Here is a 26,763-nt window from a genome sequence, read left to right as displayed (position 1 = left end):
CCGCCTCAGCGAGACACCGGGGGTGTCTCCGGCGGCTTCGGCTTGAAGAGCGCGCACGCGCGGACCGGCTGCGGCGGGTACTTCTGAGGCAGCAGCGGGCAGAGGATGAAGGTCGTGGTCCTCGACTGGACGTAGCGAGGTGGCGCGGCGCAGCGGTGGCAAAGGCTGTCGGGAAACGGCAGCGATTCGGGCGGGGGCGTCGTCATGGCCTTCGGTCCTGGAGCATCGCACGAATCCCACCGCGTGCCCGGTGCTCCTCGTGGAGAGCGGCCATGCCAGCGATGACATGGCCGCTCGCGAATACCACTTCAGTCGCGCAGCTCGAGCCACACGGGAGCGTGGTCCGAGGGCTGCTTGCCCTTGCGCTCCTCGCGGTCCACGTCCACGACCGTCAGTCGCTCGGCCACGGGCGCCGTCACGTAGAGGTGGTCGATGCGCAGGCCCAGGTTCTTCGGGAAGCCGAGCATGCGGTAATCCCACCAGGTGAACTTCTGAACGCCAGGGTGCAGCCTGCGGAAGGCATCCGAAAGGCCGAAGGCGCCCAGGCGTTGGAGGGCATCCCGCTCCTTCAGCGTGAAGAGCGTCTGGCCTTCCCACAACTTCGGGTCATAGGTGTCGATGTCCTCTGGCGCCACGTTCCAGTCCCCGCCCAGCACCAGGGGCTCGTCGGGCTTGTGCCGTGTGTCCAGGTAGCGCCGCAGCCGGCCGTACCACTCCAGCTTGTACTGGTACTGCGGCGAGTCCACCGACTGGCCATTGGGCGCGTACGCGCTCACCACGCGGATGCCGCCCACGGTCGCCGCGATGAGGCGCGCATGCGAATCATCCACGCCGTCGGACAGGCCCTTCACGACGTCCTTCGGCTCCTCCTTCGCAAGGATGGCGACGCCGTTGTACGTCTTCTGCCCGTGGACGGCGGCGTGGTAGCCCAACTCCCGCACGGCCTCCATGGGGAAGTCGTCGTCCACGCACTTGAGCTCCTGCAGGCAGAGGACATCCGGCTGGGCCTTCTTCAACCAGGCGAGCAGCCGTTCCTGACGGGCCCGCACCGAGTTCACGTTCCAGGTGGCGATCTTCATCGCGCGGACCGTCGCATGCCGCCCGCGCCCCCCGCCATGCTTTTCCCCGGCCCTGTGGCCACAGGGCCACACAGCCCCCTCCGTCCCTCTGGGAGCATGCGTGGCACGCCAGTCGCAATGACGCCGGGTGGGAGGCCGGCACACGGCGCCCCGGAGCCCCCGTCCCGGGAGCTCCGCCAGCAGTCGAGGCCGCCGCCATGCGCCGCAACCCCACGAAGCCCACGTCCCACCCCCGCTTCCGCCCGCCGGCCTCCGTGCGGCGCGTGCTGGTGCTGGCAAGCCTCGTGGTGCTCGGACTGGTCCTGGCGTGGGCGGATGCGCCGCTGCCCCGGGCGCTGCGCGCGTGGCTGGCCGCGGAGGAGCAGTCCCCGTCCAACGCGGACGCCGCGGCACCGGATGCAGCCAGTCCGCGGGGTGACGCCGCCGCGTTCCCGCCGGATTTCGAGCAGCGCGCGCCGCGTCGAGACATCGGCGTCGCGCACCTCGGCGCCGCGTCCGGAGCCGCGTCGGAAGGTTCGAACATCGCGCCGGACGCCGAGCTCGCGTTGCCACACAGACATGGGCGGCGCGTGGACCACTTGAGCCGGGCCCACCTGTTGCGCGACTGGGACGACCTCGCTGGCGCGCTCACCGAGTGCCGCCGTGCGATTCATGACGCCCCCGACGACGTGGCCGCCTTGGCGCTGGCGGCGGAGCTCGCCGGGCTCACGGGCCGGACGGACCTGGCCGTGCGTGCCCATGCCCAGCTCGGCCGCCTGCTTCCCCTGGATGCCCGCCCCTTGGTGCGTCAGGCGAGGTTGCTGGTGTCCCTGGGCCGCCATGACGAAGCGGTGTCCGTGGGCGAGGAAGCCGTGCTGCGCAATCCCGAGTACGTGGAGGCCTATCAGGTGCTCGGGCGCGCGCACCTGGCGCAGGGGGCGCTGGCGAAAGCGATGCTGCGCTTCGAGCAGGCCGTCCACCTCCACCCCGAGCACGGCTACGCCCTCAACAACCTGGGCCTCACCTACCTGCGTGCCGGAGAAGCCCAGAAGGCCGCGGACGTGCTCGTCCGGGCGGCGGAGCTGCTCCCGCACGTGGCCTATGTGCACAACAACCTGGGCGTGGCCTACGAGCGGCTCGGACAGGTGGACGAGGCCCGGGCGGCCTATGCCGCCGCCATGCACCTGTCACCGCGCTACGTCCAGGCCCGCGTCAACGCGGACCGGATGCGCCGCACGGCCCACGCGGACATGGCCGGCGCCCGGACGGTGCGTGAGCAGCCGCGACCCACCCAGGGAGAGGCGCCTGCTTCCCGGTAGCGCCTTCCTGCCTGGAGGCCCTGCGCCGGGCGAGCCTCCAGAGCGGTTCCCGTTCGGTGTCCCCCGGTCTAACCTGCGGACTTTCTTTCCAGCGCAATGACCACGGCTCCCCAGATGCCCTCTTCGCCCGATTCCTCCACACCCACTCCCCCCGCGCCGCCTTCGCGACCGGGGTTCGGTGCCCGGCTGTGGCGCTGGACGAAGCGGCTGCTCATCACCGGCCTCGTGTGCCTGGTGCTCGGCGCCATCACCATAGCGGGCGGCTACGCGTACTACAGCCGGGACCTGCCCTCCGTGGACGCGCTGCGCAACTACCAGCCGCCGCAGGTGACGAAGGTGACGTGCGGTGACGGCACGCTCTGCGCCGAGTTCGCGCACGAGCGGCGCACGTTGATTCGCGTGGAGGACCTGCCGCCCCACGTCCGCAACGCCTTCCTGGCCGCCGAGGACGCTGACTTCTACAAGCACGAGGGCCTCGACTTCTTCGGCATCACCCGCGCGGCCATCAAGAACCTCATCCCCAACAGCCGCAAGTCCGGCGCGTCCACCATCACCCAGCAGGTGGTGAAGAACCTGCTGCTGTCCCCTGAGCGCAGCTTCACCCGCAAGGCGCGCGAGTGGATTCTCACGCCGCGCGTGGAGGAAGCGCTCACCAAGGACCAGATCCTCTCGCTCTACATCAACCAGTCCTACTACGGGCAGCGCCGCTACGGCATGGAGGAGGCGGCGCTCTTCTACTTCGGCAAGCACGCCAAGGACTTGAACGTGGGCGAGGCCGCCGTGCTCGCGGGCACGGTGCAGCTCCCGCACCGCATCAACCCGGTGACGAACATCACGCGGGCGAAGTCGCGTCAGCGCTACGTGCTGGACCAGATGGCGCGCAACGGCTTCGTGTCCGCGGACGTGGCGGAGGCGGAGAAGGAGAAACCCATCGTCCTGGCTCCCCGGCGGGGCAAGGCGGTGGGGCCGTATTACACGGAGGAGATTCGCCGCACGCTCATCGCGCGCTACGGCGAGCAGGCGGTGATGGAGGGCGGGCTGCGCGTGGACATCGCCATGGTGCCCAAGCTCCAGCTCGCGGCGGAGCAGGCGGTGCGTGACGGCCTGGAGGCGGTGGACCGGCGCCAGGGCTACCGCGGTCCCCGTGGCGCGCTGGAGAAGGGCCAGTGGGAGCGATACCGGGCCCTCATCGCCACGCGCATCGAGGAGGCGGGCCGCCGGCAGAAGGACCAGGGCTACGTCGCGGACCTGTCCTCGCTGGCGAAGGTGGAGAAGGAAGCGCCGAAGACGCCCGAGACCGCGGGTGCGCCCCTGGACCCGCTGGAAGAGGAAGGCACCGAGGAGCAGCGGCCGGACCTGTCGCCCGAAGACGAGGCGCCCCTCTCCGCGGACCAGCTCCTGGCGCAGTCCGTGCGCCTCAAGCCCATGGAGGAAGGCCTGCGCCTCACGGGCTACGTCATGCAGGTGGACGACAAGCGCAACGTGGCGCGCGTGGACCTGGTGGGCCGCACCGCCGAGGTGGCCTTCACGGCCGTCTCCTGGGCGCGGCAGAAGGGCAAGAGCGCGCCGAAGAAGATTTCCGACGTCTTCACGGAGGGGCAGCTCGTCTTCGTGCGCGTGCTCAAGGCACCGCCCGCGCCAGCCTTCGTGGAAGCGACGCTGGACCAGGTGCCCGAGGTGCAGGGCGGGCTGGTGGTCATCCGTCCGGAGAACCGGCACGTGGTGGCGCTGGTGGGCGGCTACGACGCGGAGCGCTCCTCCTTCAACCGCGCCACGCAGGCGAAGCGGCAGCCTGGCTCGTCCTTCAAGCCGTTCCTCTACGCCGCCGCCATGGGCAGTGGCCGCTACACGCCGCTGTCCAAGGTCAATGACGCCCCCGAAGCCGTCCGCGACCCGTACACGGGCAAGACGTGGAAGCCGCAGAACTACGACCGTCAGTTCCACGGGCCGATGACGCTGCGCGAGGCGCTCACCAAGTCGAAGAACACGGTGTCCGTGCGCCTCATCGAGGCGCTCACCCCGGCCACCACCATCGACTTCGCGCGCCGGGCTGGCATCCACTCCCCGCTGCCGGAGAACCTCACGCTGGCCCTGGGCACCGGTGAAGTCACGATGCTGGAGGCCGCCAACGCCTACGCCACGCTCCAGGCCAATGGCCGCTATGCGGAGCCCTTGATGCTGCTGCGCGTGCGCGACGCGCGCGGCAAGGTGCTGGAGGAGCATCAGCCGGCCTTCGAGGAGACGCTGCCGCCCGCGGTGGCCTACCTCACCACGTCGCTGATGCGCAGCGTGGTGGAGGACGGTTCGGGCCGGGCCGTGCTCGCGCTGGAGCGCCCCGCCGCTGGCAAGACGGGCACCACGCAGCAGTCCCGCGACACGTGGTTCTCCGGCTACACGGCGGACTGGGTGGCCAGCGCGTGGGTGGGCTTCGACAACAACGCGCCGCTGGGCGGCAGTGAGACGGGTGGCCGCGCCGCGCTGCCCATCTGGCTCCAGTTCATGCGCGTGGCCCACGAAGGACTGCCCACGCGGGAGTTCGAGGTGCCCCCCGGCGTCGTGCAAGTGCGCATCGACCCCATCAGCGGACTGCTGGCGGGCAACTCCGTCCCGGGCCGGCTGGAGCCCTTCCTCGAAGGCACGCAGCCCACCGCGGAGGCACCGCCGCCGGGGCAGGTGACCACCGACCAGTTCTTCCTCGACGAAGGCAACAGGCGGGGACTGTGAGCCCTACCCGAGCCCTGCTGCTCGCCCCCGTGCTGGCCACGCTCGTGGCGCGGGCGGCGCCTGCGTCCGACACCACCGCCGCCCTTCCCCGGCTCGCCCGGCAGGTGACGGGGGCCGTGCGCGCGCAGCGTGGCGTGGAGTCGCCGGTGGCGGTGAATGTCACGGGCGGCTCGGCCGAGCTCCGCCGCGCGGTGAGCACGATGCTCGCCTCGCAGCTCTCCTCCGCGGGCCTGTCGCCCGTGGTGCTGGAGGCGCCCACGGCCGATGCCGCCGAGACGCTGGCGCGCGCGCAAGGTGCCCGGACGCTGGTGCGACTCTCGCTGAACGTCGAAGGCGGCGAACTGCGCGCCCGAGGTGATGTGATTGGCACCTGGGTGAACTTCTGGTCCGGCCGCACGCCCACGCGGCCGCCCAAGCCCGCCGCCACGCTGGTGGAGACGGTGCCCGCGGACCCGACCGTGTTGGCGCTCGCGTTGGAGGGCGGAGGCACTTCGCCCACGTCGCCCCCGGAAACGGGCCCCCAAGGAATCCGTCTGCTGGGCGCGGCGCTGGCGCGACTGGAGCATCCCCTGGCGGCGCTCGCCGCCGGGGACCTGGACGGGGATGGCCGGGATGAAGTGGTGGCCCTGACGGAGCATGACGTCTCCGTCTTCGACGCGGAGGGACGGCTCGTCGCGCGCAAGGAGCTGGACTCCCTGCCCGCTGGAAGCGCCACCACCCGGGAGCCCTTTGGCGCGTTGGCGTTCCTGCCGGGGCCCCCCCGGTTGGCCGCGTGGAGCACCCGCCATGCGCACGGCGAGCTGCTGGCGCTGGACAAGGCCCGCGCTACCCTGCGCGCCGTGGGGACGCTGGACACGGCGCCGCTGGGCGCCACCGAGCGAGGCACTTTCGTTCCGGGACAGACAGCCTTCGCGCCCACCCTGAAGCTGGCGGAGGGCCGCGCGCTGACAGTGCCTGCGCCCTTCACCACCGCGAGCATGGATGCCCAGCGGATGCTGTTCGTCCACCCCGATGGCACCGCGGCCTTCTACGCGCACGCAGGCGCGGCACCAGTGCGCTGGACGAACCTGGGCGCCGGCAGCGCGCTGGGAGACCTCGATGGGGACGGCGTGCCGGAGCTCATCACCACCTCGACTCAGCTCACCCCCGCCCCCGATGTGCTGCGCGTGCACGGCACCTCCGGGGACGACCCCGGCACGCACGAACCGCTGTGGCAGGGCGCCCTGCCCACGGGCCGCGCGCTGTACGTGGTGACGGCTCGCCTTGATGGCGACAAGCGCCGCGAAGTCATCGTGGGCCTCTGGAAGCCGGACGGCACCAGCGAGCTGTTCCTCCTGCGCCAGGGGGCGCCATGAGACTCCGCTCCACCCTTGCCTGCCTCGCGTTGCTCGCGTCCGCGTCCGCGCAGGCGGCCGGCCGCCCTCGTTACGGGGGTGAGCTGCGCGTCGCCCATGGCGGCCCGCCGGAAGTGGCCGAGCCCGCGCTGGCCGACACACCTCTGGAAGCAACGCTGCTGGGGCTGCTTTCCCCGCCGGTATGCCGCGCCATCCGGGACGGCGGCTTCGAGCCCGCGCTCGCACGGGAGCTGTCACGCCCCACGCCCCAGTCCCTGCGCATCACCCTGCCCGGCCCCGCGTCCGCCACCGCGCTCGCGCGTGCATGGATGCGGCTGGCGAGCAACGACGGCGCATCACCGTACCGGGCCCTCTTCCATCCGCTGCGCGGAGAGGCGCGGCAGGTGACTCCCCAGGGCGCCACGCTGGAGCTGACGCTGGCCTACCCCTGGCCGGACCTCGAGCGCGCGCTGTGCCATCCGGCGCTGGCGCCGCCCGCCTCCCCCAACGCGCTGGGCCCCTTCACCGCCGCGGGACGCGGGGCCCTGGAAGCGCAGACGGCCTGGCCCCAGGGACGGCCGTACCTGGACCGGTTGCTGCTCACCGCCACGGACCAGCGCGGCCTCTCCCGGCTGTGGTCGTCCCGGCAGGTCCAGGTGGAGCTGGGCGTCGCGTCGGAGACGGACACTACGGCTGGCGCGCCGCTCTACGCCACCTTCCTGGCGTTCTCCCCACGGCGGCTGCCCCCGGACTTCCGGCAGGCCGTGGAGAGCGCCATCGACCGCGAGGACCTGACCCGACTCTTCGTCCAGGCGCCCGCGCAGCCCATGCCGCACCTGCTCCCACCGGTGATGCTGGACGCGCCCGCGCGCCCCCGGCCGTCCGCGCCGTCGGCGCGCCCCTCGCGGACGGTGACGCTGCGCTACGACGCATCGGTGGAGGACCAGCGCGCGGTGGCGGAGCGCATCCAGGTGAAGCTGCACGAGCGCGGCTACACCGTGGCGCTGGAGGCACTCCCGCGCGCGGCCCTGCGCGCCCGCTGGGCCCAGGGCGACTTCGAGCTGATGCTGCACGCGCTGCTGCTGCCCCCCATCCCCGGGCCCGCGCTGGCGGTGGTGCTGGATGCCGGTGGGCGCAAGGACTTGCTGGGCGTGGAGCTGCCCGCCATCGGCGTGCTTCCGTCCTCCGCGGCGCGGGACGCACGGGCGCGTGAGAGGGCCCTGGCCCTGGCCGCGTCCGTGCCCCTGGTCCCCCTGTACGTGCAGGGGCTGGGAATGCGCTTCGCTCCGGACGTGGGCGGGGTGATGATGGATGCACAAGGCCTCCCCTCGCTGGACGGACTGCACGTGCTTCCACCGGAGGGGACGGCGATGGGAGGACGTCCTTGAGGAGAACGGCATGCGCTTGAGGACGCGGCTGGCGCTCGCCTTCGCCCTGCTGGCCCTGGTTCCGCTCGCGGTCGTCGTGCCCCCCACCCTCACCCGCTTGCGCGACACGTTGTCGCGCGAGCTGGACGCGCGCATGGAGGCCGCCACCGCCTCCGCGCAGGAGTCCCTGGAGCGCTCCAGCGCCACGGCCCGCCGCGCGGTGGAGGAGCTGGTGGACAGCACCAGCATGGAGGACCTGGCCCGCGAGGCCCGCGACCGCCCCACCCGCGCCATCCAGGCCGGCACCGCCGAGGCCCTGATGAAGAGCCGCGGCCTGAGCGTGCTGGCCCTCTTCGACCGCGAAGGAAGGGTGCTCTCCTCCGGCCACCTGCCTGCGCGCCGGGGAGACCCGGACCCGGCCCTCTTCGCCGTCACGAAGCAGAAGTCACCCCGGCCCGTGCCAGTGCGCGTCGACGTGCGCACGGCCTCCGGACTCCGTCAGCTTCCGGCGCTCGTCACCGCGCGCCCGGTGGACTTCGGGGACCTGCGGCTGTGGGCCGTGGGCGGCGTGCTGCTCGATGAGAGCCTGGCGCAGCACCTGGCCCGCCTCACTCAGACGCAGGTGACGCTGCTGGCGGGTGACACGCCCCTGGCCAGCGCGGGCACGGCCGAACCGCCGACGGTGACGAAGGCGCTGCCGCTGGGAGAGGCGGCCACGGTGCGGCTCGTCTTCAGCCGCGCCGCCGCGCGTGAAGCGGAACAGGGCGTCATGCGCGCCTTCCTCCTGCTGGCGGCGCTGGGCGGCACTTTCGCGGTGCTGCTGGGCCTGCTGGTGTCCCGGTGGATGACGCGGCCAGTGGAGGCCCTCACCGAGGGCGCCCGGCGCGTGGCCGAAGGCGCGCTGGAGTCCCAGGTGACGGTAGAGGCCAGCGGCGAGGTGGGCGAGCTGGTGCGGACGTTCAACCGCATGACGTCCGAGCTGAAGGCCACCACCGAGCGGCTGATGGCCAGCGAGCGCATCGCCGCGTGGCAGGAAGTGGCGCGGCGACTGGCCCACGAAATCAAGAACCCGCTGACGCCCATCCGCATGTCGCTGGAGACGCTCCAGGCCGCGCAGGAAGCGAAGCACCCGCGCTTCCCCGACATGTTCAAGGAGAGCGCGGGCGTGGTGCTGGAGGAAGTGGACCGGCTGCGCCGCATCGTCGACGAGTTCAGCCACTTCGCGCGGATGCCCAAGCCGCAGCTGGCGCCCGTGGACCTGGGCGAGCTGGCGCAGAGCGTGCTGGCGCTTTACGCCACGCCGCCGGCCGGCATCCAGATTCTGCCCACGCTCCAGACGGGCGTGGTGGCGCGTGCGGACCGCGACCAGCTCACCCAGGTGCTGGTGAACCTGGTGAAGAACGCCGAGGAGGCCATGGCGTCCACGGGCGGCACCCTGCGCGTGCGCGTACGCTCCACCGAAGCCGACGCCATCGTCGAGGTGGAGGACAGCGGCCCCGGCATTCCCCTGGAGCACCGCGCCCGGATCTTCGAGCCCTACTTCACCACCAAGGACGGCGGCACCGGCCTCGGGTTGGCCATCGCCTCGCGCATCCTCCAGGAGCACGGCGGCAAGCTGGAGCTTGGCGGAGAGCCCGGCCACGGCGCGCGCTTCAGCCTCGTGCTGCCGCGCGCGGCCTGACTCAGACGCTGCGCTCCGCGAAGCGGACATGGACCAGCGCGGGCAACCGCTCCTTCACCCAGGGCAGCCTGTTGAGACCGTTGTAACCGTACCGGAAGAAGCCCCGCGGGAAGGTGTAGGGCTTCAATTCCACCTGGCGGATTCGCGGCACCCACCGCCGCAGCGTCGCCTCCAGCGCGTCGCGGTTGATGCCCCAGGGCATGGGTGGCAGCTGGTACGCGAGGGTGCGGCGCAGCCCCTTGAGCGTGCGCCGTGAGAACCAGCGGGGAATCGTGTCGAAGAGGAGCTCGGCGCCCGGGAAGCGCTCGGCGATGTCCACGATGAGCCGACGGACGTCGTCTTCCTCGAAGTACATGAAGAGGCCCTGCGCGACGATGAACACGCCCTTGCTGGCGTCCACGCGGTCCATCCATGCGCGGTCCAGGGCGCTCACCGGGCAGTGCATCAACCGCTCGTTCGGCGTGAGGAAGCGCTCCCGGATGGCCACGGCTTCCGGAAGGTCCACGCTCAGCCAGCGCAGCTGCCCGTTGTCCAGCCGATGCGCTTGCGTCTCCAGTCCTTCTCCCAGCGACACCACGAAGCCGTCAGGGTGCGTGGCCAGCCACGCGCGAATGCTCCGGTCCATCTCCACCGCGCGAATCGCGAGGGACGGCTCCGCGCGGCCAAAGGACTTCTCGAAGTCGTAGTCGATGGCGCCGTAGATGCGCAGCGCCTCCGCGTCCTTCAGGACTCCGTCCGGCCGCTTCGCCTCCCCTGCCCGGGAGTGCAGCGTCCAGAGCATCGTCTCCGGAATCCCCGTGAGGTTCGGCACGTACCGCGTCTGCATCGTCCCCCTCCTGATATCGACGCCATCTCCCGGGCGAGCTCCGCCAGGCGCCTCAGTGCGCCGCCGACCTGGAGAAGATGTTGATGACGATGACGCCCGCCAGGATGAGCCCGATGCCCACGAGCGCGGGGACGTCCAACCGCTGGCCGTGAAGGAGCCACGCCACACCGGAGATGAGGACGATGCCCGCCCCGGACCAGATGGCGTAGGCGATGCCCGTGGGGATGGTCCTCAGCGCGAAGGACAGGCAGAAGAAGGCCACGCCATAGCCCAGCACCACGAGGATGGACGGCCCCAGCCGCGTGAAGCCGTTGGAGCTCTTGAGCGCCGAGGTCGCCACCACCTCGGCCACGATGGCAATCCCCAGATAGACCGCGTTGTGCATGAACCGCCTCCGCGGGCCTCTATAACCACTGGCTCCGAAGGCGGCCCGCGCGAACGTCCGAAACGAGAAGGCCCGCGGCCTCTCGAGGAGACCACGGGCCTTCGACGCTTCAGCAGCGGCCAGGGCCGCGCTCGGGCTCAGTCCTTGACGGGCGTGGCCTTGAGGGCCGCCTTGCCTTCCTTCACGTAGACCTGGAAGCGCACCGTCTTGCACGCGTACTTCTGGACGAGCTGCTCCTTGTTCTTGCGGAGCTTCTGCACGAACTTGTCGTACGTCAGGCCGTCGGCCGCCTCGCCACACCGCTCACGGGTGGTGAGGAACTCGCGGAAGACCTCCTGGAAGTGCTGCTCGTCGGTGAGCGCCACCGCGGAGTTGCCCAGGCCCGGCAGCGGAATCGCGGCGGGCTGAGGGGCGGAGCGCGGCGGCGGCATGGGGATGGCGTCCGACGTCGGAGGCCGCGCGCTGGCTTGGAGCAGCTCGCGCGGAATCGCCGCCACGCGCGTCGTCTCCGGGCTGTCCGGTGCGGCCTGGGATGCCGCCAGGGCGAAGGGGTCCGCCGCCTGTTGCAGCGAGTACGCCGCCGTGGGCTGGTCCTCGAAGGCGAACGCACCCCGGCGAGGCGACGCGGGCGACAGCGGCTCGGGCCCACCGAAGGACTCGGGTGAGGACTCGAACGGCATCGCCCCCGCGTGCGCGGGCTGCTGCGGCGGCGCGGGGAACGGGAACGCCTCGGCCGAGCCGAAGGGGTCCGCCGCGGGCGGGGGCGCCGGAGGGGCAAAGGCAAACGGGTCCGCCGCGGGGGCCGGAGGGGCGAACGCGAATGGATCGCCCACGGGCGCCTGCGCCGGGCGCGACATCGCGAACGGGTCTCCCGTCGGCGGCGGAGCCTGCAGCGCGAACGGGTCGGCGGCGGGCGCAGGGGCCGGAGGAGCAAAAGCGAACGGGTCCGCGGCGGGCGCGGGAGCCGCGGGCGGCGGCGCGAAGGCGAACGGGTCCGCGGCAGGTGCCGGAGCGGCGGGCGGCGGCGCGAAGGCGAACGGGTCCGCGGCGGGTGCCGGAGCGGCGGGCGGCGGCGCGAAAGCGAACGGGTCCGCGGCGGGCACAGGGGCCGGCGGCGGCGTGACGGCGGCCGGCGCGGGCGCCGAGGCCATGGCGGCCGACAGGCTCAGCGTGTCGGAGCTGCCACTGGACGCCTCCGCGTCAGCCGCCTTGCGGCCAGAGCCCATCATCAGCGTCCACAGGAGGCTCAGGCCCAGCAGGCCCGCCAGGGCGAACAGCGCGTTCTGCTGATACGCGGCCAGCATGCCCAGCACCGGCTGCGTGCTGGCGATGGCGAGCACCTCCAGCGGCGTGCTGGCCAGCGCGCGGCGCGAGCCCACCATCAACGGCGCGTTCCCCCCCAGGGGGTCATTCTGGGTGAAGACAGGCAGCGCCACCGGGCCCAGCTCCAGGAACTTGCCGGTGCTCAGCACCACGCCCGAGGCATCCGCGGCGACCTTCGTCAACGAACCTTCCGCCAGCAGCTTCTGCGGACCGGCGACGCCCGCCAGCGCGTCGCCCTTCACCAGCGCCAGCGCGGCCGCGCCCGACGCCTGGACGGCGGCCTCCAGCCCGCCCTCGTCCAGCAGCGGCGCGCCCAGCACCAGCGTCACCGCCGGCGCCCCGGCATTCCACGACAGCGGCACCGCCGCGAAGGCATGCGGCGCACCGAAGGCATCCACCACGCTGGCGCCGGACTTGACGAGGCTCACCACGTCCAGCTTCGCCGCGTCCGAGGACGGCTCGGCCCCGGCCACCGCGTGGAACTGCGTGTCCTGGGCGACCACAGCCACCACCGCGCCCTTGAGTTCCTGGGGAATCAAGGCTTCAACGGCGCTACGCACCGCGGCGAAGCGCTCGGCGGTGAAGGCGCGGGCGGCAGAGGCATCCACCTCGACGCGCTCACGCTCACGCTCACGCTGGTTGCGCGGCGCGGGCTGCTCCGGAAGCGGCGGCGCGGCGGCGGACACCACCTCCGGCATGGCCGCGAGCTTCAGCGCCAGCGACTGCACTTCGGCACGACGAGAATCCACACGGCGCGCCACCTCGGCGGCGCCCGCGGAAGCCTGGGCCGATGCACCGGCGACGGCGCGCTCGCGCAGCGGTCCCGACAGCATCGGCAGATGAGCAACGCCCAGTCCGATGACCAGGAATGCGAAGACGAGGAACTTGAGGCGGACCATCGCCGTCCTTTTAGCCCGAGGTTGAAGGGTTCCGCTTATAGCGTTCACCGTTCGGCCCCAGCAAGATTCGGGCACTGGACACGACGAGCCCGGCCGCCAGGTGTACGACCTGGGGGGCCGGGCTCTTGCCGCCGCCAACCGCGATTAGTAGGTGGGAACGTCGGCCGCCACGTCCTCGGGCAGGCCGTTGGTATGAACGTCGCGCCGTTTCCCCAGCATGCGCTTGAGGCTCGTCTCCAACCGGTCACGCGATGCGTCGATGGCGGGGAACAACGAGTCCGCCGTCTCCGTCACATGCACCGAGGAGAGCCCGGGCAGTCGCACCGTGACCCGGCATTCCTTGTCCATGCCGCCCTTGGGCCCGTTGGTGTCCACCAGCGAGATGTCGATTTCCGCTGCCTCGTCATCCGCGAACCGTTCGATATGGCGCACCAGGTGTTCGTCGACATACGACTTGAGAGCATCCGACAGGTTCAGGTGCACTCCACGCAGCAACACCTTCATGGCATTTCCTCCGAGCCCAAAGATGGGCAGCCTGACGCCCGGTGGTGAGCCACCCCCTGCCCATTAATGGAGCCCGCCTGACGCTCCCCTGCTCCCCGGCCGGGTGGGCAGCGAAGCGCTCGCATCCGGGATGGACGAATCCCCACCGCCGCGCGGGTTTCTCAAGGGCATGGGCGCCGAACGAATCAAGGTCTTGCTGGTCGAGGACGACGGGGACAGCCGGGAGCTGCTGGCGGAGCTGCTGGAGTCGGAGTTCGACGTGAAGACGGCCACGGATGGCCTGGCCGGCCTCGAGATGTTCGAGGCCGAGCACCCGGACGTGGTGGTAACGGACGAATCCCTCCCAGGCATGTGCGGCACCGAGCTGGCGCAGAAGGTCAAGGAGCGCGAACCCCGGGCCCGCGTCATCCTCGTGTCCGGTTACACACAGGTGCAGGGCTCCGAACACTGTGACGTGGTGCTGCGCAAGCCCATCGACGTGGAGCGCCTCAGCGCCGCGGTGTGCAGGCTGGGCGACGAAGCACGACACTGAACGAAGTGACGAGCCCCGGGTGCCGTCCACGGCCCCCCAGACCTACTATTTCCCTCCAGACACCCACGGGCTGGAGGGACGGCGATGAAATACTGTGCCAGGTGCGGCTCCGAGTATCAGGACAGCGTCAACGCGTGTGCTGACTGTCCAGGCAACCCGCTCCTCGTGAGCGCGGAGGAGATGCGCAGCAGGGGGCTGCCGCTCCCGCATGAGCTGGATACCCGTGTCTTCGTCCGGGCCGGCTCCGCAGAGGACCCCTTCACCGCCGAGGTCTACACGCAGCTCCTCCAGGACGCGAACATCCCCGTCCTTGTGCGCGCTGGCCGCTCGGGTGTCGTGGACAAGCTGACCACCGGCAACGTGCTGCCCTGGTGGGAAATCCACGTCCCCGCCGACCAGCAGGTCCGGGCCACGACGCTGATTGAGCAGGAGCGCCTGCGGGAGCTGGCCACCAACGACGAGGCCGCGGCCGCCGCCGAGGCCGAGGAGCGGGAGACCGAATCCCCCGCCGCCGAGTCCGAGGAGCGGGAGACCGAATCCCCCGCCGCGCCACCACCGGCCTACTGAACGCGCTCAGGGCACCGGGCGCGCCACCGAGCCGCCGCTCGCCGTATCGGGGCGGCGCGGCTCGAAGAGGCTGACACCCGTCACCTTCCACTTCGAGTAGCGGCCGTTGCGGGCCAGGAACGTCTCCAGGTCCTCGTCCACCACGCGATTGTAGCCGCCGCGTGAGGCGTGGCGCAGGTACGTGCGCTTCTTGCGCTGCACCACGAAGCCCAGGTGGGTGATGCGGGTGGCCTTCAGCGGCAGGTCTTCGCGCATCACCACCAGGATGGTGCCCGAGGGGATGTCGCGCGCGTGCGCCATCACCCGCTCCAGGGGCAGCATGTTCAGCGGGTACGTGCCCACCACCTGCTGCGCCTTGGGCAGGCCCAGCGCCTGCGACGAGCGCGACTGCCAGGTGACCTTCGTCAGCGACTTCGTCACCGTGACGGCGTCATCCCCCGCGTAGCGCCGCGTCACATCCTTCAGGAAGCCCTTGCGGATGTTGTTGGGCAGCCACTGCGCCTCCATGAGGTGGTTGCGGTCCTCATAGGTGGGCGAGCTCGCGTAGCGGATGCGCTCGAGCAGCGGCGCCACCTCGTCCTCGCTGCCCGCGAGGCTCAGCGCCATCGACTGCTCCACGAAGGTGAGGCAGTCCACCGCGTCCAGCCTGAAGGTGGGGTCGGGGTCCACGCCCTGGCCCTCGCCCAGCGGCGACAGGACATAGGGGGTGTTGATGAAGCGCTCGCTCATCCGCAGCAGCCGCCCGGCCAGCGGCGCGTCCGCGTCCTCCGACACGAGCTCGGCGCGCGCCTCCGCGCTGAGCCCCACCCAGCCATTGGGCTTCACCGGACGGGCCGTGGCGAGCTGCTTGGACGCCGAGGGTGACTCCAGGAGCACTTCGGCACCGGGCCGGGTGTCCACGTCCTCCGGGGGCGTGGGGGCCGCGGGCGCCTGCGACAGCAGGGCCGCGGCCAGGACCGCGACGACCTTCATTGCGCGACACCCGCCTTGCGGAGGATGGCCTTGCGCCGGTCGTCACGCAGCTGGAGCGTCTCCAGCTCCCGCTCGTACGCGAGCTTCTCGTCGGACTTCGCGTTCCACGACGCCAGCACCAACCACTCCAACATCGACGCGTCCCCGCCCTCGTGGAGGATGCGGGCGGCGCTGGCGGCCAGCGCGCGGTCCTTGTCCTCCAGCAGCGGCTTGAGCGCGGGCGAGGCCTTCTTCGCGCTGACACCTTCGTAGAGCTCCAGGCCCTGCCGGCGCACGAAGCGGTCGTCCGAGCCGAGCAGCTTGCCCGCGAAGGCGAAGCCCTCCGGCGAGCCCAGCCGGCACAGGCCGCGCGCCGCCGCGAAGCGGGTGCTCTCCGAATCGCTGGCGAGGAACTCCTTGAGGGCCGACGCCTGCTTGGCGTCCCCGGCCTCCCCCGCGGCGGCGAGCAGGGCCGCGCGCACCTCCACCTCCGGCTCCTTCCGGGCGGTCTTCACCAACAGGGCGCCCATCTTCGGATTGCGTGAGGCGCCCAGGGCCCGCGCCGCCTCGCGGCGGACCCCGCTGCTCTTGTCCTCCAGCAGCGGCACCAGCACCTGGGTGTACCGGCTGTTGAGCTTCGCCAGGCCCTGCGCGGCATACATCCGCACCGCGCTGTCCTCATCCGACGCCAGGCCCGCAAGGGTGGGCTCGGCGGCGCGCGTTCCCAGCCCCGCAAGCACCGCGGTGAGGTTGCGGCGCAGGCGCTCCTCGTGGACGGTGCGCAGCGTGGTGGCGATTTCCCGGGCCGCGTAGGCCTCCTCGCGCAGGAAACGCAGGCGGGAGACGGCCGCGGGGACGGCGCCCCCCTGCACCACGGTCTGGATGACCGCGTCCGTGTCCGCGCGCCGGGAGCTGCGTTTGGCGGCGGACGCGGGTCCGGACAGGGCGGTCCAGGGGAGGAGCAGCGAGAGCAGGAGGACGAGTCGGACGGACGGAGGCACGGGCCCCCGACGATGGCAAGGGCGGCGGCGGCCGTCAAAGTCCCACCACATGCCCGGTTCCCCGGCCGGCACGTCTGCCCGATTCTTGACCCTCCAGGGGGCGATTGATACGACCGCCAGGTTTCACCTCTCTCTCAAGGCGCCACCCTATGAAGAAGCTGATGGCGTTGGTGGCGGTGTCGGGGACGCTCACCGCGTGCGGCCCCGTGAAGTCCACCGCGAACATCCTCGACGCTGAAGTGCAGATTCAGGCCGCGCGCACCGCCGGGGCGGAGAAGCTCGCTCCCTACGAGTGGACCGCCGCCAACCTGTACATCGGCAAGGCCCGCGAGGAGGTGGGGTACTCCGACTATCAAGCCGGCGTCGACTTCGCCGTGAAGGCCTCCCGCTACGCCAACGAGGCCCGCGAGAAGGCCATGGCCGTGGCCGGAAGCACCGAGGCCGGCGGCCGGACTCCGAACCCGTGATGACCGAGCGCTTCCCGATGACGCGTCCTTCCCTGGTCACGCTGCTTCCCCTCCTCTTCTCCCTCTCCTGTGTCAGCGGCAGCAAGATTCGCGCGGACACGGAGGTGCTCGCGGCCAACGTGGAGCGCGCCCGCCGTAGCGGCGCCCTGCGCTGCGCGCCCGTGGAGCTGGCCACCGCCGAGGCCCACCTCGACTTCGCCCGTGGCGAGTTGAGCCAGGGCAACAGCGGCCGCGCCGACACCCACGCGCGCACCGCCGACGCCGCGGTGAACCGCGCGCTGGAGCTCTCCAAGAACTGTGGCCCGCGCCAGGTGCTGGTCCGCGACCGGCCGGAGGCCTCGCAGCCGCAACAGCCCCAGCAGCCCCAGCAGCCGCAAGTGGTGGTCCGCATCGAGGAGACGGACAGCGACGGCGACGGCATCCTGGACAAGGACGACCCCTGCCCCGACCAGGCCGAGGACATGGACGGGTTCCAGGACGAGGACGGCTGCCCCGACCCGGACAACGACAACGACGGCGTGCTGGACGGCAACGACAAGTGCCCGCTCACCCCCGGCGTGCCGGAGAACCAGGGCTGCCCGGCCGAGGCGCCCAAGGACCGCGACGGCGACGGCATCATCGACTCCGAGGACAAGTGCCCGGACCAGGCCGAGGACAAGGACGGCTTCCAGGACGAGGACGGCTGCCCTGAGCTGGACAATGACGGCGACGGCATCGTCGACACGGCCGACAAGTGCCCCAACGAGGCCGGCCCCATGCAGAACCTGGGCTGCCCCATCGTCGACAAGGACGGTGACGGCGTCCTCGACGTGGACGACAAGTGCCCGGACGAGCCCGAGGACAAGGACGGCTTCCAGGACGAGGACGGCTGCCCCGACCTGGACAATGACGCCGACGGTACGCCGGACGTCCAGGACAAGTGCCCGAACGAGGCCGGCCCGACGGAGAACGGCGGCTGCCCGGACAAGGACACCGACGGTGACGGCATCGTGGACCGGCTGGATGCGTGCCCCGAGGAGCCGGGCGTCCAGGAGGAGCGCGGCTGCGCCAAGCAGTACAAGATGGTCGTCATCAAGCGCGACCGGATTGAAATCAAGAAGCAGATCCTCTTCAGCTCCGGCTCGCACAAGATCTACGGCAAGCAGAGCACCGCGGTGCTCGACGACGTGGCGCAGGCCCTGCGCGACGCGCCGTGGATCAAGCGCATCCGCATCGAGGGCCACACCGACTCGATGGGCAACGACGCGTCCAACCTGCGGCTGTCCCAGCGCCGCGCGGACGCCGTCATGGCGCAGCTCCTCCGCCGCGGCATCGACCCGGGCCGCATCCAGGCCGTGGGCTTTGGCGAGACGCAGCCCATTGCCCCCAACAGCACCAAGACGGGCCGCGCGATGAACCGCCGGACCGAGTTCAAGGTGGCGGAGTAGCAACCGCCCTGCCCCGGCCGCACCTGGCCGGGGCACGACGCACCAGACGCCTCCGGGGCCTCGCGCCCGCGGAGGCGTCGTCGTTTCGGGGCTCAGCCGTCCTTGAGCAGCTCGTGGAGGACCTCGGTGGCATACGCGCCCCGAGGCAGCTCGAAGGTGAGCCAGAGGTCCTCGCCGTCCGCCGTCTTCTCCGCGGTCAACTCGGGCGAGCCCAGGCGGACGCGGTAGGGGCGGCGGCTGCCTTCCGTCTCACCACCGCCGCGCTTGAAGTCCTCCGGCGTGACGCCCGCTTCCGTCAGCAGCCGCGCCTCGAGCTCGGCCACGGCTCCGGCGGAGGCCGTCATCTTCGGCCCGAAGAGCGGGCCTGCCGGGCTCACCTCGAAGGCGGCCACGCGGGGGCCGTCCACCTCGGGTGACTCGCACACGAAGAGGCCGCCCGTCTCCTCCTTGCGCAGCACGTCGCCGGCGAGCGCGGTGGCCAGCGTCCCCGCGTGCAGCCGCGCCGCCAGCGCCTGGTTGAAGAGGCGCGACTGGAAGGCGGACAGGTACAGCTTGCGCTGGAAACGATCCGGCCGCTTCGGCAGGCGCTGCCCCAGCACCAGCAGCCGGCCCAGGTCGGCGTTGTCGCCTGCCCGGCCGAAGCGCTGCTCGCCGAAGTAGTTGGGCACGCCCTGCGCCACCAACCGGGAGAACGTCTCCCGCGCCGCGCCGGAATCCTTCACGTCGCGCAGGCGCAGGCGGAAGCGGTTGCCCCGCAGGTGCCCGGTGCGGAGCTTGTTGCCGTGGCGCTTCGTCCACAGCACCTGGACGCCGTCCAAGGCGAACTCCGGCACCTTCGGCTCGGCGCGCGCGGGCACGGACACCCACTGCCGGGTGATGGCGTGCCGGTCCTTCATCCCCGCCACGCCGATGTCGTCCTCGGACACGCCCAGCGACGCGGCCAACGCGCGCACCAGCTCACGCGTGTCACGGCCCCGCTTCTCCACCCAGAGGTAGAGGTGCTCGCCCTCGCCGGAAGGCAGGTAGGCGGGAACCTCCTCGACCTCGAAGTCCTCGGGAACCAGCTTGAAGGCGCCCCCACAGCCGGGCACCTCCGCCGTCAAGCGCGGCCAACCCAAATCCGTCACGATGCCTCGAGCGTGGACAGCAGTTCCTTCACGCGGCGGGCCAGGTCCTCGTCCGCGCGAGACTCCAGCAACTCACCGGCCTGGAAGAGCAGGAAGAACATCATGTCGCTGAGCGCCTGCCTGAAGGTCGCCAGGGGCTCACTGCCCAACTGCGCGCGGTGGCGCTCGAAGCTCTCGATGAGCTTGTTCTCCGGGAGGCTGCCATCCGGAGCGAAGGCCAGCCCTTCCAGCACCGGCGACGACGACAGGCCCTGACCGGAGAGGGCCGCGTTGGCCGCGGCGATGAACTCGCGATCCATGCCCTGCTTGGCCACTTCGTCGCGAATCTCCCGGAAGATGAAGTTGAAGACGCGGGCCACCGGGCGCGGATCCACCGTCACCACCGGGCGCGCGGGGGCGCGGGCCGGAGCCTGCGCCGTGCGCTCGGACGGCTGGGGAATCGGCGTCGGGACGCCCGGGCCAGGAACCATCAGCGGCTTGTCCGTCACCGAGGCGAAGCCGCCCTCCAGCAGGCGGAAGACCACCTTGGTGACGTCGAACTCCGACAGGCGCGCTGCGTGCCCCAGCTCCAGAATCGTGCGCCGGCCGTCGAGCAGGCCCAGCACCCGGTCCTCGTCCTCCTCCAGCTTGCCGTCCGAGGCGCGCTTGCGCGTCACGTACAGCCGGCCGTGGGGGATGCGCTTCCGGAAGTGCGCCATCTCGTCAATCTTCCGGATGCTGTCCATCAGCAGGCTCTGCGTGGACAGCTGGATGATGTGACCGGACTTGTCCTCCACCGGCTGGTCGATGAGGAAGAAGGTCCCCTCCCGGCACAGGACGATGGCGTGGAAGATTTCGCTCACCTGGTGGGTGACGCACTTGAAGAGGTCGTGCGACTTGAGCAGCCCCTTCTCCACCAGCGAGCGCCCCACCTTGGAGGGCGGTTGCTCACGCAGCGCCGCCTCCACCTGGGCGCGCTCCACGTAGCCCATCCGCACCAGCACCTCGCCCAGCCGGTCGGCCGGGTCGTCGGAGGAGGCGCCGCGCACCTCGCCCTCGCGCAGGGTGACGGAGCGCTCTCCGCCCGGCGAGTGGACGCGCACCACGCCGCTCCAGCGCGACTGGCTGAGGAAGGCGATGAGGTCCGACAGCGGGAAGCCGCCCGCGTCCCCCGCCAGCACCACGCGCGGCACCGGGATGGAGCCGCCCTCCGCGGGCGTGCGGGAGAACACCAGCAGGTCGGGCGCCGTCGCCATCAGCGCGTACGTTCCCGACCGCCCCGCCAGCGGTGAAGGCACATGCCGGTCCTCGGGGACGAGCTGCGCCGACGCGTCGATGCGGAAGCGGGGTGTCATGGCGGCGTCAGTCAGCCGCCCAGGCGTTCTTGTTGGCGGACCACTCCAGCTCGTCTTCCAGGCTGTGCGACAGCATCTCCGCCTCCACGAAGGACAGGTCCAGCGCACGTCCGTTGAAGTACACGGAGGGCGTGCCGCTGATGCCCGCCGCGCGGCCCTGGCTGCGGTAGCCGTCCAGTTCTTCCTTATACGCGTCCGTCTTCAGCAGCGCCGCCAGCTTCGCGCCATCCAGGCCCAGCGACGTCGCCAGGGCGGCAATCGCATCGGGCTTGAGGTTGGACTGGTGCTCGAAGAGGGCGTCGTGCATCTGCCAGAACTTGCCCTGGTCCCTCGCCCACAGCGCCGCCTGGGCGGCCTGCTTCGCGTTGGCGTGCATGGACAGGGGGAACGGCAGGTAGCAGAAGCGCACCTGCTGCGCGTGCTTCTTCGCGAAGGCCTCCAGCACCGGGCGGGCCTTGGCGCAATACGGGCACTCGAAGTCGGAGAACTCCACCACCGTCACCGGCGCGCCGGCCGGGCCCATGCACATCCGGTCATCCACCTTGAACTGCGCCCGCGGGTCGCGGAAGGCGGAGTAGTACGTCGACAGGGAGAGGATGACCTCGGTGGCCGGGCTGCCCTCGGACACCCTGCGCGCGGCCAGCTGCGCCATGCGCCGGGCGTGCTTGCAGGGAGTGTGCGACTTCAGACAGGCGCCCAGCGTGTGGGGGCAGCCGCAGTAGCAGAACTCGTCATTGAAGACCGTGCCCAACTCCCGCTTCGCCGTGGGCGACAGCGCGGAGAAGTCCATGCCCGGGATGCCCGACACGGCCTCGGCCGGATCCACGGGCGAGGCGGCGGGCTCGGCCGGGGCCGGAGCGGCGGAAGCCTGCGGGGCGGGCGACGCCGACTGCCCACCCGTCGGGGCCGCGCTCTCGGGGTTCTTGCACCCCGGGGCCGTCAGGACCGCGACGGCCAGCAGGGGAACGACACGCTTCCAGCAGAAAAGGAGCACGCGGCGGGTCTTAGCGACGCGCGCGGGGCTTGTAAAGCAACGCCAGCCTTGGCAGGGAAGCGCCTGTTCATCATGCCCAGAGTCCTGCTGCTGCATACCGGGGGTACGCTCGGAATGGCCGGGGGGCGCCCGTCCGCCCTGAAGCCCGCGGCCTTCTTCAAGACACTCAAGGCCCGCGTGCCGGAGCTGTTCGAGCTGGCCGACATCGAGCTGGAGCTGTTCAGCAACCTGGACAGCTCGGAGATGCAGCCGGAGCTCTGGAGCCGGATGGCCGCGCACCTCCACGCGCGCCTGCCCCACTTCGACGGGGCCGTGGTGACCCATGGCACGGACACGCTCGCCTACACCGCAAGCGCCCTCTCCTTCATGTTGCGCAACCCGCCCTGCCCCGTGGTGTTGACGGGTTCGCAGCGGCCGTTGGGCAAGATTCGCTCGGACGCGCGGCTCAACCTCATCGACGCGGTGCTGTCCGCGCTGCACGGGCCCCGCGAGGTCACCATCTGCTTCGACTCGCGCCTGTACCGGGGCAACCGGGCCCGCAAGGTGAAGGTGTCCGAGTACGACGCTTTCGACAGCCCCAACTTCCCCGTGCTGGGCACGCTGGGCGTGGACACCACCTTCGAGCCGGGCCTCAAGCCCCGCGGGGCCTTCCGCCTCTATGAGCGGTTGGACGCCAAGGTCTTCCTCCTCAAGGTGTACCCGGGGCTGGACCCTGCGCTGCCGCTCCAGCTGCTACCGCACGTCCGGGGACTGGTGCTGGAGGCTTACGGGGCAGGTAACTTCCCCATCGCCCCGGAGCTGGGGCGCTCGCTGACGCCCCTCTTCCTCCAGGCGCGCGAGCGGGGCGTCCCCGTGGTGGTGGTGAGCCAGGCGCACCGGAATGGCGTGGACCTCTCCTTGTATGAGTCCGGGGCGGCGGCCCTGGAGGCCGGGGCGATGGGCGGCGCGGACATGACGCCGTCGGCGGCCCTGGTGAAGCTGATGCAGGGGCTGGCCTACCACTCCGGCACGTCCGGGGCCCTGGCGCGCTACATCCAGAGCCCGGTGGCCGGAGAATTGACCGTCGGAAGGCCGACAGTCGCCCCGGAGGCCCCCGCCGGCCCCCCCGCCACTCGGCGGCCCCGAGGAGAGTAGTGGAGAGTCGGGCAGTATGCTTGCCGCCGCGAAAAGGCGGCCCGTAAGATGGGTGCCGCGATGTCCGAGGAGAAAACTTCCGTCCATTCGATTTCGGACCTGCTGGGCAGTGCCCAGCAGCAGAGCGCGTATCTGATCGTCATCAGCGCCAAGTCCGCGGCGGGCATCGGGCGGATGTTCAAGCTGGACCGCTCCGAGGTCGTCCTGGGGCGCAGCTCCGAGGCGCAGTTCCAGGTCGAGGATGACGGCATCTCCCGCAAGCACGCCAAGGTGGTGGCGCTGGGAGACGGCCGTTTCCAACTGGTGGACCTGGCGAGCACGAACGGGACGTACCTCAACGGCCTGAAGGTCAACGCCGCCCCGCTCTACGACGGCGACAAGATCCAGATCGGCTCCAACACCGTCCTCAAGTTCTCCATCCAGGACGCGCTGGAGGAGCAGTACCAGCGCAGCATCTATGAGTCCGCCACGCGTGACGGCCTCACCCGCGTCTACAACAAGAAGTACTTCCTGGAGACGGTGCGCAAGGAGTTCAGCTACTGCCTGCGCCACCGGGTGCCGCTGTCGCTGGTCCTCTTCGACGTGGACCACTTCAAGAAGATCAACGACGCGTATGGCCACCCGGCCGGTGACTACGTGCTGACGCGCATCGCCCAGCGGGTGAGCGACACGGTGCGCACCGAGGACCTGCTCGCGCGCTACGGCGGCGAGGAGTTCGCGCTGATGCTGCGCGAGTCCGCCGAGGACCAGGCCCTGGCGTGCGCGGAGCGCTGCCGGTACGCCGTGGACAAGGCCGACTTCGTCTTCAGTGGCACGCCCATCAAGGTGACCATCAGCCTGGGCGTGGCCACGCTGCTGGACTCGGACTTCTCCCAGCCCGAGGACCTCATCGCCGCGGCGGACAAGTACCTGTACCGGGCCAAGCGCGCGGGCCGGAACCGCGTGGACGCGAAGGCCATCAGCGGGCTCTGAGTTTCGGGCGCGGCCCCCGCGCCTATTGGCCGAAGCCCAGTCGCCGCAGCGCCTCGCGCGATACGTGCTTCACATGGGAATCCGGGTCGCGCGCGGCTGCGTCCGATAGCGCGGCCGCCGCCTGCGCTCCGCCAATCCGGCCCAGGGCCGTTGCCGCGGCCACCCGCACAGCGGCCTCCGTGTCCTCCCGCAGACACCCGGCCAGCGCCTTCACATGGGACGCGCGGCCAATCTGCTCCAGTGCCTCGGCGGCGGCGGTGCGCACCACCACATGTTCCGACTCCAGCAGCATCGCGGCCTCATCGCCTCGGGACGTCTGCCGTTGAAGCGCCAGCAACTCCAGTGCGGCGCTCACCACCTCGGGAGCCCCGTCCCTCAGCGCACGCGAGGTGGCCTCCGACACTCCTGGCTGCCGCGTCGTCAAACCGCTCAAGGCCCGCACGGCCCCTGCCCGCAGCAACGGCTGCGCATCTGTCAGGAACGGCTCCACCGAGGACACCCGGTCCCGAGCCCCCTCGCTACAGTCCGCCAGTTGTGCCAGCGCGGCCCCTCGGACGGATGCGGCCAGCGCCTTGTCCCGGGCCGTGCCCAGGAAGAACGCCGCACACCCCTTCTCCCTCGCCATGGCCTCCAGCCACGGCCGAGCCTGCATCGCGTCACTCGACTCGATGCGCCGCTCCGCCGCCGTGCGCAGCGGGACGCCTTCCGCCTCGGCCAGCGCCCGCGCCGCATCCCGGCGCACCCATCGGTCCGAATCGCCGAGCGCCCGCTCCAGCTCCCGCATCGCCAGCGGCCCATACACGCGCAACGACTCCACCGCGCGTCGGCGCTGAAGTGGATCCGCCACGGTCAGCTCCGGCTGCATGCCCTCCAGCTCCTTCGAATACACAGCGAAGAGCCGGTTGATGCGCGCCTCTTCCGCGGGCTTCGCCTCATCCAGCAGCATCCGTCCCACCGACAACCGGCTGCGCCCGGCCACCACCTTGAGCGCGCTGGCGCTGACCGCATCCACGCTCTCCGGCCGCGTCGCCATGGCGTCCAGCAGGACGCGGGCGGGCTTGCGGCTCAGGAACGCGGCCAGGTGGGCCAGCGCCGAGCCCCGAACCGCCAGGTCCTCCGCGTACAGCTCCAGCTCCAGCGCCTCGCGAATGGCCTCCCGTCGCCCCCACACGCGGGCCGCGGCGTTGGCGCCGCGAGGTCCGGCCTCTCGCAGGAACTTCGCGGAGGAAGCCCCGGCCTCCGCCGCGGCGCGAGCCGCCGTCAGACACGCCGTCAGGTTGGACGATACCGGCTCCGCCATGACCCAATCCGCCAGGGCCCGGCGATCCGTGACGCCCTGACGCCTGGCATCCGCGCGCACCGCCGCCCACCTCACCCGCCAGTCCGGGTCCTTCATGGCGGAGACGAGCGGCGCCCGGGGAATGGGCCGCTGCCCCGCCAGACCCTGCACCCAGGAATCCACGCGGCCGCCCGGCAGGCAGCTGCCGCAGGTCCGAGCGCGCAGGGCCGGATCCGTCACGTGCCGCTGACAGGACATCCAGCATTCTCGGGTTGGGGTCCCACCCTGCTGCTGGCCGGTCGTCAGGAGTACCACCAGGAGGAGGGCTGGGCTCACGAGGCGGACAGTGTAGTCCATCCGACTTAGCCTTTTCGTCCAGCGTCCTTGCGTTTTCCCTCTCAGTGGGTCATACCCGCTGCCCCTTTTGATCTACACCCACATCTACGTACGGCGGAAGGAGGTGACTGCATGCCCGGTATCCGAGTGAAGGAAGGAGAGTCCATCGAGAGCGCCCTCAAGCGCTTCAAGAAGGCCACCGAGAAGGCTGGAATCCTTTCCGAGATCCGTAAGCGCGAGCACTACGAGAAGCCTTCCGTGAAGCGGAAGAAGAAGGCCCTCGCCGCCAAGAAGCGCGCTGTGAAGAAGGCCCGCAAGTCGTTCTAGGCGCGTGCCTCGCGCGTGGAGCCGGGGCGCCACCGATGTCAGGTGCCCTGGCTCCCGCCGTCGAAGTCCCCCTGAACAACGTCTTACCCTCCGGAGCTGCGACCATGGCCACCCTGAAGGAGCGGATCGACGCGGACCTGAAGGACGCGATGCGGTCCAAGAACGAGCTGACGCTCAGCGTGCTGCGGATGCTCAAGAGCGCGGTGAAGTACAAGGAAGTGGAGCCCGGCGCGTCCGCACTGGATGACGCGGGAGTCCTCACCATCATCGCCGGCCTCATCAAGCAGCGCCGTGATTCCGTGGAGCAGTTCAAGACGGGTGGCCGCCCGGAGCTGGCGGAGAAGGAAGAGGCTGAAATCAGCATCCTTCAGAACTACCTGCCCAAGCAGCTGACCGCCGACGAGCTGGCCGCCGAGGTCCGAGCCGCCATCGCCGAGACGAGCGCCAAGGGGCCCAAGGACATGGGCGCGGTGATGAAGAACCTGAACGCCAAGATTCACGGCAAGGCGGAAGGCCGAGCCATCTCCGAGGCCGTGAAGTCGGAGCTCGCGAAGCTCTCTTGAGCATTCCACCGTTCTGAGGTCAGCGCTGGCGCTGTCGGGAAACCGGCGGCGCCTTTGCATTGAAGGGCTGGACAGGGATGCGGAAACTTGCTCCCTCGGCCCCTCGTCATTAAGTGCCTGGGTCAGTCCCGCCGTGCCTCCGCTCCCCCCAGCGGAAGTCGCGTGCAGGGGCCTCAGGAGTCCACCCCATGCCGCAACCACTCCCTGCCCTCGCGAGCGCTCCGGCTTCAGCCCCCAGGGGGATGATCCGCCAAGTCGGCCGGTGGGCAGGCGACGTCAGCCCTGCCAGGCAGGATGCAGGGGCTGGGCCCGCCCAGGGGTGGGCCAGGGGG

General features: G+C 71.0%; 25 protein-coding genes. 13 read left to right on the top strand and 12 right to left on the bottom strand.

Translation table 11 applies throughout. The features are described from left to right. Positions 1 to 5: 5 nt before the first annotated feature. Complete coding sequence (locus FMP39_RS22260; RefSeq protein WP_011555148.1) at positions 6 to 206, bottom strand: hypothetical protein; 201 nt, start codon at positions 204 to 206, stop codon at positions 6 to 8. 102 nt (positions 207 to 308) lie between these two features. Continuing rightward, on the bottom strand, positions 309 to 1,079 hold the full coding sequence (gene xth, locus FMP39_RS22255) for an exodeoxyribonuclease III (protein ID WP_011555149.1): 771 nt from the start codon (positions 1,077 to 1,079) through the stop codon (positions 309 to 311). Between the two features lie 197 nt (positions 1,080 to 1,276). Between xth and FMP39_RS22250 the strand changes: the two genes are divergently transcribed. The 5 genes from FMP39_RS22250 to FMP39_RS22225 all read left to right on the top strand — a co-directional run bounded on the left by FMP39_RS22250 (position 1,277) and on the right by FMP39_RS22225 (position 9,483). Then, positions 1,277 to 2,377 carry a tetratricopeptide repeat protein gene (locus FMP39_RS22250; RefSeq protein ID WP_141592291.1) on the top strand — a complete coding sequence of 367 codons (1,101 nt, stop codon included), beginning with the start codon at positions 1,277 to 1,279 and terminating at the stop codon, positions 2,375 to 2,377. 96 nt (positions 2,378 to 2,473) lie between these two features. Beyond that, a complete protein-coding gene (locus FMP39_RS22240; RefSeq protein WP_228558216.1) occupies positions 2,474 to 5,101 on the top strand; it encodes a penicillin-binding protein 1A in 2,628 nt (875 codons plus the stop codon). Continuing rightward, entirely contained in the window at positions 5,098 to 6,456 is a 1,359-nt protein-coding gene (locus FMP39_RS22235; RefSeq protein ID WP_141592289.1) for a VCBS repeat-containing protein, read from the top strand. The genes FMP39_RS22240 and FMP39_RS22235 overlap by 4 nt, the downstream gene beginning before the upstream one ends. Further along, positions 6,453 to 7,823, top strand: a complete 1,371-nt coding sequence (locus FMP39_RS22230; protein ID WP_141592288.1) for a peptide ABC transporter substrate-binding protein — start codon at positions 6,453 to 6,455, stop codon at positions 7,821 to 7,823. The genes FMP39_RS22235 and FMP39_RS22230 overlap by 4 nt, the downstream gene beginning before the upstream one ends. 10 nt (positions 7,824 to 7,833) lie before the next feature. Beyond that, complete coding sequence (locus FMP39_RS22225; protein ID WP_141592287.1) at positions 7,834 to 9,483, top strand: ATP-binding protein; 1,650 nt, start codon at positions 7,834 to 7,836, stop codon at positions 9,481 to 9,483. 1 nt (position 9,484) lies between these two features. Here the strand turns inward: FMP39_RS22225 and FMP39_RS22220 are convergent, their stop codons facing one another. From FMP39_RS22220 to raiA, 4 genes are all read right to left on the bottom strand, one after another. Beyond that, positions 9,485 to 10,309, bottom strand: coding sequence for a class I SAM-dependent methyltransferase (locus tag FMP39_RS22220; RefSeq protein WP_141592286.1), 825 nt, complete (start codon positions 10,307 to 10,309; stop codon positions 9,485 to 9,487). 52 nt (positions 10,310 to 10,361) lie between these two features. Next, positions 10,362 to 10,694 (bottom strand): SMR family transporter, encoded by a 333-nt coding sequence (locus FMP39_RS22215; protein ID WP_141592285.1) that lies wholly within the window; start codon positions 10,692 to 10,694, stop codon positions 10,362 to 10,364. Between the two features lie 137 nt (positions 10,695 to 10,831). After that, a complete protein-coding gene (locus FMP39_RS22210; RefSeq protein ID WP_141592284.1) occupies positions 10,832 to 12,916 on the bottom strand; it encodes an MXAN_5187 family protein in 2,085 nt (694 codons plus the stop codon). 144 nt (positions 12,917 to 13,060) lie between these two features. Next, the gene (gene raiA, locus FMP39_RS22205) at positions 13,061 to 13,420 is read right to left on the bottom strand and encodes a ribosome-associated translation inhibitor RaiA (RefSeq protein ID WP_090491726.1); all 360 of its coding nucleotides are present in this window, start codon (positions 13,418 to 13,420) and stop codon (positions 13,061 to 13,063) included. A 169-nt stretch (positions 13,421 to 13,589) separates the two neighbouring features. Between raiA and FMP39_RS22200 the strand changes: the two genes are divergently transcribed. Beyond that, positions 13,590 to 13,952, top strand: a complete 363-nt coding sequence (locus FMP39_RS22200) for a response regulator (protein WP_026114334.1) — start codon at positions 13,590 to 13,592, stop codon at positions 13,950 to 13,952. A gap of 84 nt (positions 13,953 to 14,036) precedes the next feature. Next, complete coding sequence (locus tag FMP39_RS22195; protein WP_141592283.1) at positions 14,037 to 14,519, top strand: DUF2007 domain-containing protein; 483 nt, start codon at positions 14,037 to 14,039, stop codon at positions 14,517 to 14,519. A gap of 6 nt (positions 14,520 to 14,525) precedes the next feature. Here FMP39_RS22195 and FMP39_RS22190 read toward each other — a convergent pair whose 3' ends face one another. Next, positions 14,526 to 15,491 (bottom strand): N-acetylmuramoyl-L-alanine amidase-like domain-containing protein, encoded by a 966-nt coding sequence (locus FMP39_RS22190; RefSeq protein ID WP_141592282.1) that lies wholly within the window; start codon positions 15,489 to 15,491, stop codon positions 14,526 to 14,528. After that, positions 15,488 to 16,543 (bottom strand): HEAT repeat domain-containing protein, encoded by a 1,056-nt coding sequence (locus tag FMP39_RS22185; protein ID WP_141592281.1) that lies wholly within the window; start codon positions 16,541 to 16,543, stop codon positions 15,488 to 15,490. The genes FMP39_RS22190 and FMP39_RS22185 overlap by 4 nt, the downstream gene beginning before the upstream one ends. Positions 16,544 to 16,620: 77 nt before the next feature. Between FMP39_RS22185 and FMP39_RS22180 the strand changes: the two genes are divergently transcribed. Both FMP39_RS22180 and FMP39_RS22175 read left to right on the top strand, forming a co-directional pair. Further along, entirely contained in the window at positions 16,621 to 16,938 is a 318-nt protein-coding gene (locus FMP39_RS22180; protein ID WP_141592280.1) for a DUF4398 domain-containing protein, read from the top strand. Further along, positions 16,935 to 18,365: an OmpA family protein gene (locus FMP39_RS22175; RefSeq protein ID WP_141592279.1), complete on the top strand. Its 1,431-nt coding sequence runs from the start codon at positions 16,935 to 16,937 to the stop codon at positions 18,363 to 18,365. Before FMP39_RS22180 ends, FMP39_RS22175 begins: the two co-directional genes overlap by 4 nt. Before the next feature lie 92 nt (positions 18,366 to 18,457). Here FMP39_RS22175 and truD read toward each other — a convergent pair whose 3' ends face one another. The 3 genes from truD to FMP39_RS22160 are packed head-to-tail and all read right to left on the bottom strand — an operon-like array spanning position 18,458 to position 21,820. Continuing rightward, entirely contained in the window at positions 18,458 to 19,492 is a 1,035-nt protein-coding gene (gene truD, locus FMP39_RS22170; RefSeq protein WP_141592278.1) for a tRNA pseudouridine(13) synthase TruD, read from the bottom strand. Then, a complete protein-coding gene (locus FMP39_RS22165; RefSeq protein ID WP_194858518.1) occupies positions 19,489 to 20,826 on the bottom strand; it encodes a DUF4388 domain-containing protein in 1,338 nt (445 codons plus the stop codon). The genes truD and FMP39_RS22165 overlap by 4 nt, the downstream gene beginning before the upstream one ends. A gap of 7 nt (positions 20,827 to 20,833) precedes the next feature. After that, the gene (locus tag FMP39_RS22160) at positions 20,834 to 21,820 is read right to left on the bottom strand and encodes a thioredoxin domain-containing protein (protein WP_141592276.1); all 987 of its coding nucleotides are present in this window, start codon (positions 21,818 to 21,820) and stop codon (positions 20,834 to 20,836) included. A 72-nt stretch (positions 21,821 to 21,892) separates the two neighbouring features. On the opposite strand from FMP39_RS22160, the gene FMP39_RS22155 reads away from it, so the two are divergent. Then, positions 21,893 to 22,954, top strand: coding sequence for an asparaginase (locus FMP39_RS22155; protein ID WP_141592275.1), 1,062 nt, complete (start codon positions 21,893 to 21,895; stop codon positions 22,952 to 22,954). Between the two features lie 60 nt (positions 22,955 to 23,014). Beyond that, positions 23,015 to 23,926, top strand: a complete 912-nt coding sequence (locus FMP39_RS22150; protein ID WP_026114337.1) for a GGDEF domain-containing protein — start codon at positions 23,015 to 23,017, stop codon at positions 23,924 to 23,926. Positions 23,927 to 23,948: 22 nt separating this feature from the next. Here FMP39_RS22150 and FMP39_RS22145 read toward each other — a convergent pair whose 3' ends face one another. After that, positions 23,949 to 25,562 (bottom strand): HEAT repeat domain-containing protein, encoded by a 1,614-nt coding sequence (locus FMP39_RS22145; RefSeq protein WP_141592274.1) that lies wholly within the window; start codon positions 25,560 to 25,562, stop codon positions 23,949 to 23,951. A gap of 111 nt (positions 25,563 to 25,673) precedes the next feature. On the opposite strand from FMP39_RS22145, the gene rpsU reads away from it, so the two are divergent. Together rpsU and FMP39_RS22135 are read left to right on the top strand one after the other, a co-directional pair. After that, a complete protein-coding gene (rpsU, locus tag FMP39_RS22140; protein WP_002614080.1) occupies positions 25,674 to 25,868 on the top strand; it encodes a 30S ribosomal protein S21 in 195 nt (64 codons plus the stop codon). 104 nt (positions 25,869 to 25,972) lie between these two features. Further along, entirely contained in the window at positions 25,973 to 26,431 is a 459-nt protein-coding gene (locus FMP39_RS22135; RefSeq protein ID WP_194858517.1) for a GatB/YqeY domain-containing protein, read from the top strand. Positions 26,432 to 26,763 lie beyond the last annotated feature (332 nt).

This window comes from Myxococcus sp. AB056 (assembly GCF_006547365.1).
Lineage (GTDB): Bacteria > Myxococcota > Myxococcia > Myxococcales > Myxococcaceae > Myxococcus > Myxococcus virescens.
This window is presented reverse-complemented; position numbering and strand designations above follow the sequence as displayed.

What these genes read in the sequence shown, in the direction of transcription:
- FMP39_RS22260 (WP_011555148.1), bottom strand. Translation starts at nt 206, where the DNA reads ATGACGACGCCCCCGCCCGAATCGCTGCCGTTTCCCGACAGCCTTTGC.
- xth (WP_011555149.1), bottom strand. Translation starts at nt 1,079, where the DNA reads ATGAAGATCGCCACCTGGAACGTGAACTCGGTGCGGGCCCGTCAGGAA.
- FMP39_RS22250 (WP_141592291.1), top strand. Translation starts at nt 1,277, where the DNA reads ATGCGCCGCAACCCCACGAAGCCCACGTCCCACCCCCGCTTCCGCCCG.
- FMP39_RS22240 (WP_228558216.1), top strand. Translation starts at nt 2,474, where the DNA reads ATGACCACGGCTCCCCAGATGCCCTCTTCGCCCGATTCCTCCACACCC.
- FMP39_RS22230 (WP_141592288.1), top strand. Translation starts at nt 6,453, where the DNA reads ATGAGACTCCGCTCCACCCTTGCCTGCCTCGCGTTGCTCGCGTCCGCG.
- FMP39_RS22225 (WP_141592287.1), top strand. Translation starts at nt 7,834, where the DNA reads ATGCGCTTGAGGACGCGGCTGGCGCTCGCCTTCGCCCTGCTGGCCCTG.
- FMP39_RS22220 (WP_141592286.1), bottom strand. Translation starts at nt 10,309, where the DNA reads ATGCAGACGCGGTACGTGCCGAACCTCACGGGGATTCCGGAGACGATG.
- FMP39_RS22215 (WP_141592285.1), bottom strand. Translation starts at nt 10,694, where the DNA reads ATGCACAACGCGGTCTATCTGGGGATTGCCATCGTGGCCGAGGTGGTG.
- FMP39_RS22210 (WP_141592284.1), bottom strand. Translation starts at nt 12,916, where the DNA reads ATGGTCCGCCTCAAGTTCCTCGTCTTCGCATTCCTGGTCATCGGACTG.
- raiA (WP_090491726.1), bottom strand. Translation starts at nt 13,420, where the DNA reads ATGAAGGTGTTGCTGCGTGGAGTGCACCTGAACCTGTCGGATGCTCTC.
- FMP39_RS22200 (WP_026114334.1), top strand. Translation starts at nt 13,590, where the DNA reads ATGGGCGCCGAACGAATCAAGGTCTTGCTGGTCGAGGACGACGGGGAC.
- FMP39_RS22195 (WP_141592283.1), top strand. Translation starts at nt 14,037, where the DNA reads ATGAAATACTGTGCCAGGTGCGGCTCCGAGTATCAGGACAGCGTCAAC.
- FMP39_RS22190 (WP_141592282.1), bottom strand. Translation starts at nt 15,491, where the DNA reads ATGAAGGTCGTCGCGGTCCTGGCCGCGGCCCTGCTGTCGCAGGCGCCC.
- FMP39_RS22180 (WP_141592280.1), top strand. Translation starts at nt 16,621, where the DNA reads ATGAAGAAGCTGATGGCGTTGGTGGCGGTGTCGGGGACGCTCACCGCG.
- FMP39_RS22165 (WP_194858518.1), bottom strand. Translation starts at nt 20,826, where the DNA reads ATGACACCCCGCTTCCGCATCGACGCGTCGGCGCAGCTCGTCCCCGAG.
- FMP39_RS22155 (WP_141592275.1), top strand. Translation starts at nt 21,893, where the DNA reads ATGCCCAGAGTCCTGCTGCTGCATACCGGGGGTACGCTCGGAATGGCC.
- FMP39_RS22150 (WP_026114337.1), top strand. Translation starts at nt 23,015, where the DNA reads ATGTCCGAGGAGAAAACTTCCGTCCATTCGATTTCGGACCTGCTGGGC.
- FMP39_RS22145 (WP_141592274.1), bottom strand. Translation starts at nt 25,562, where the DNA reads ATGGACTACACTGTCCGCCTCGTGAGCCCAGCCCTCCTCCTGGTGGTA.
- rpsU (WP_002614080.1), top strand. Translation starts at nt 25,674, where the DNA reads ATGCCCGGTATCCGAGTGAAGGAAGGAGAGTCCATCGAGAGCGCCCTC.
- FMP39_RS22135 (WP_194858517.1), top strand. Translation starts at nt 25,973, where the DNA reads ATGGCCACCCTGAAGGAGCGGATCGACGCGGACCTGAAGGACGCGATG.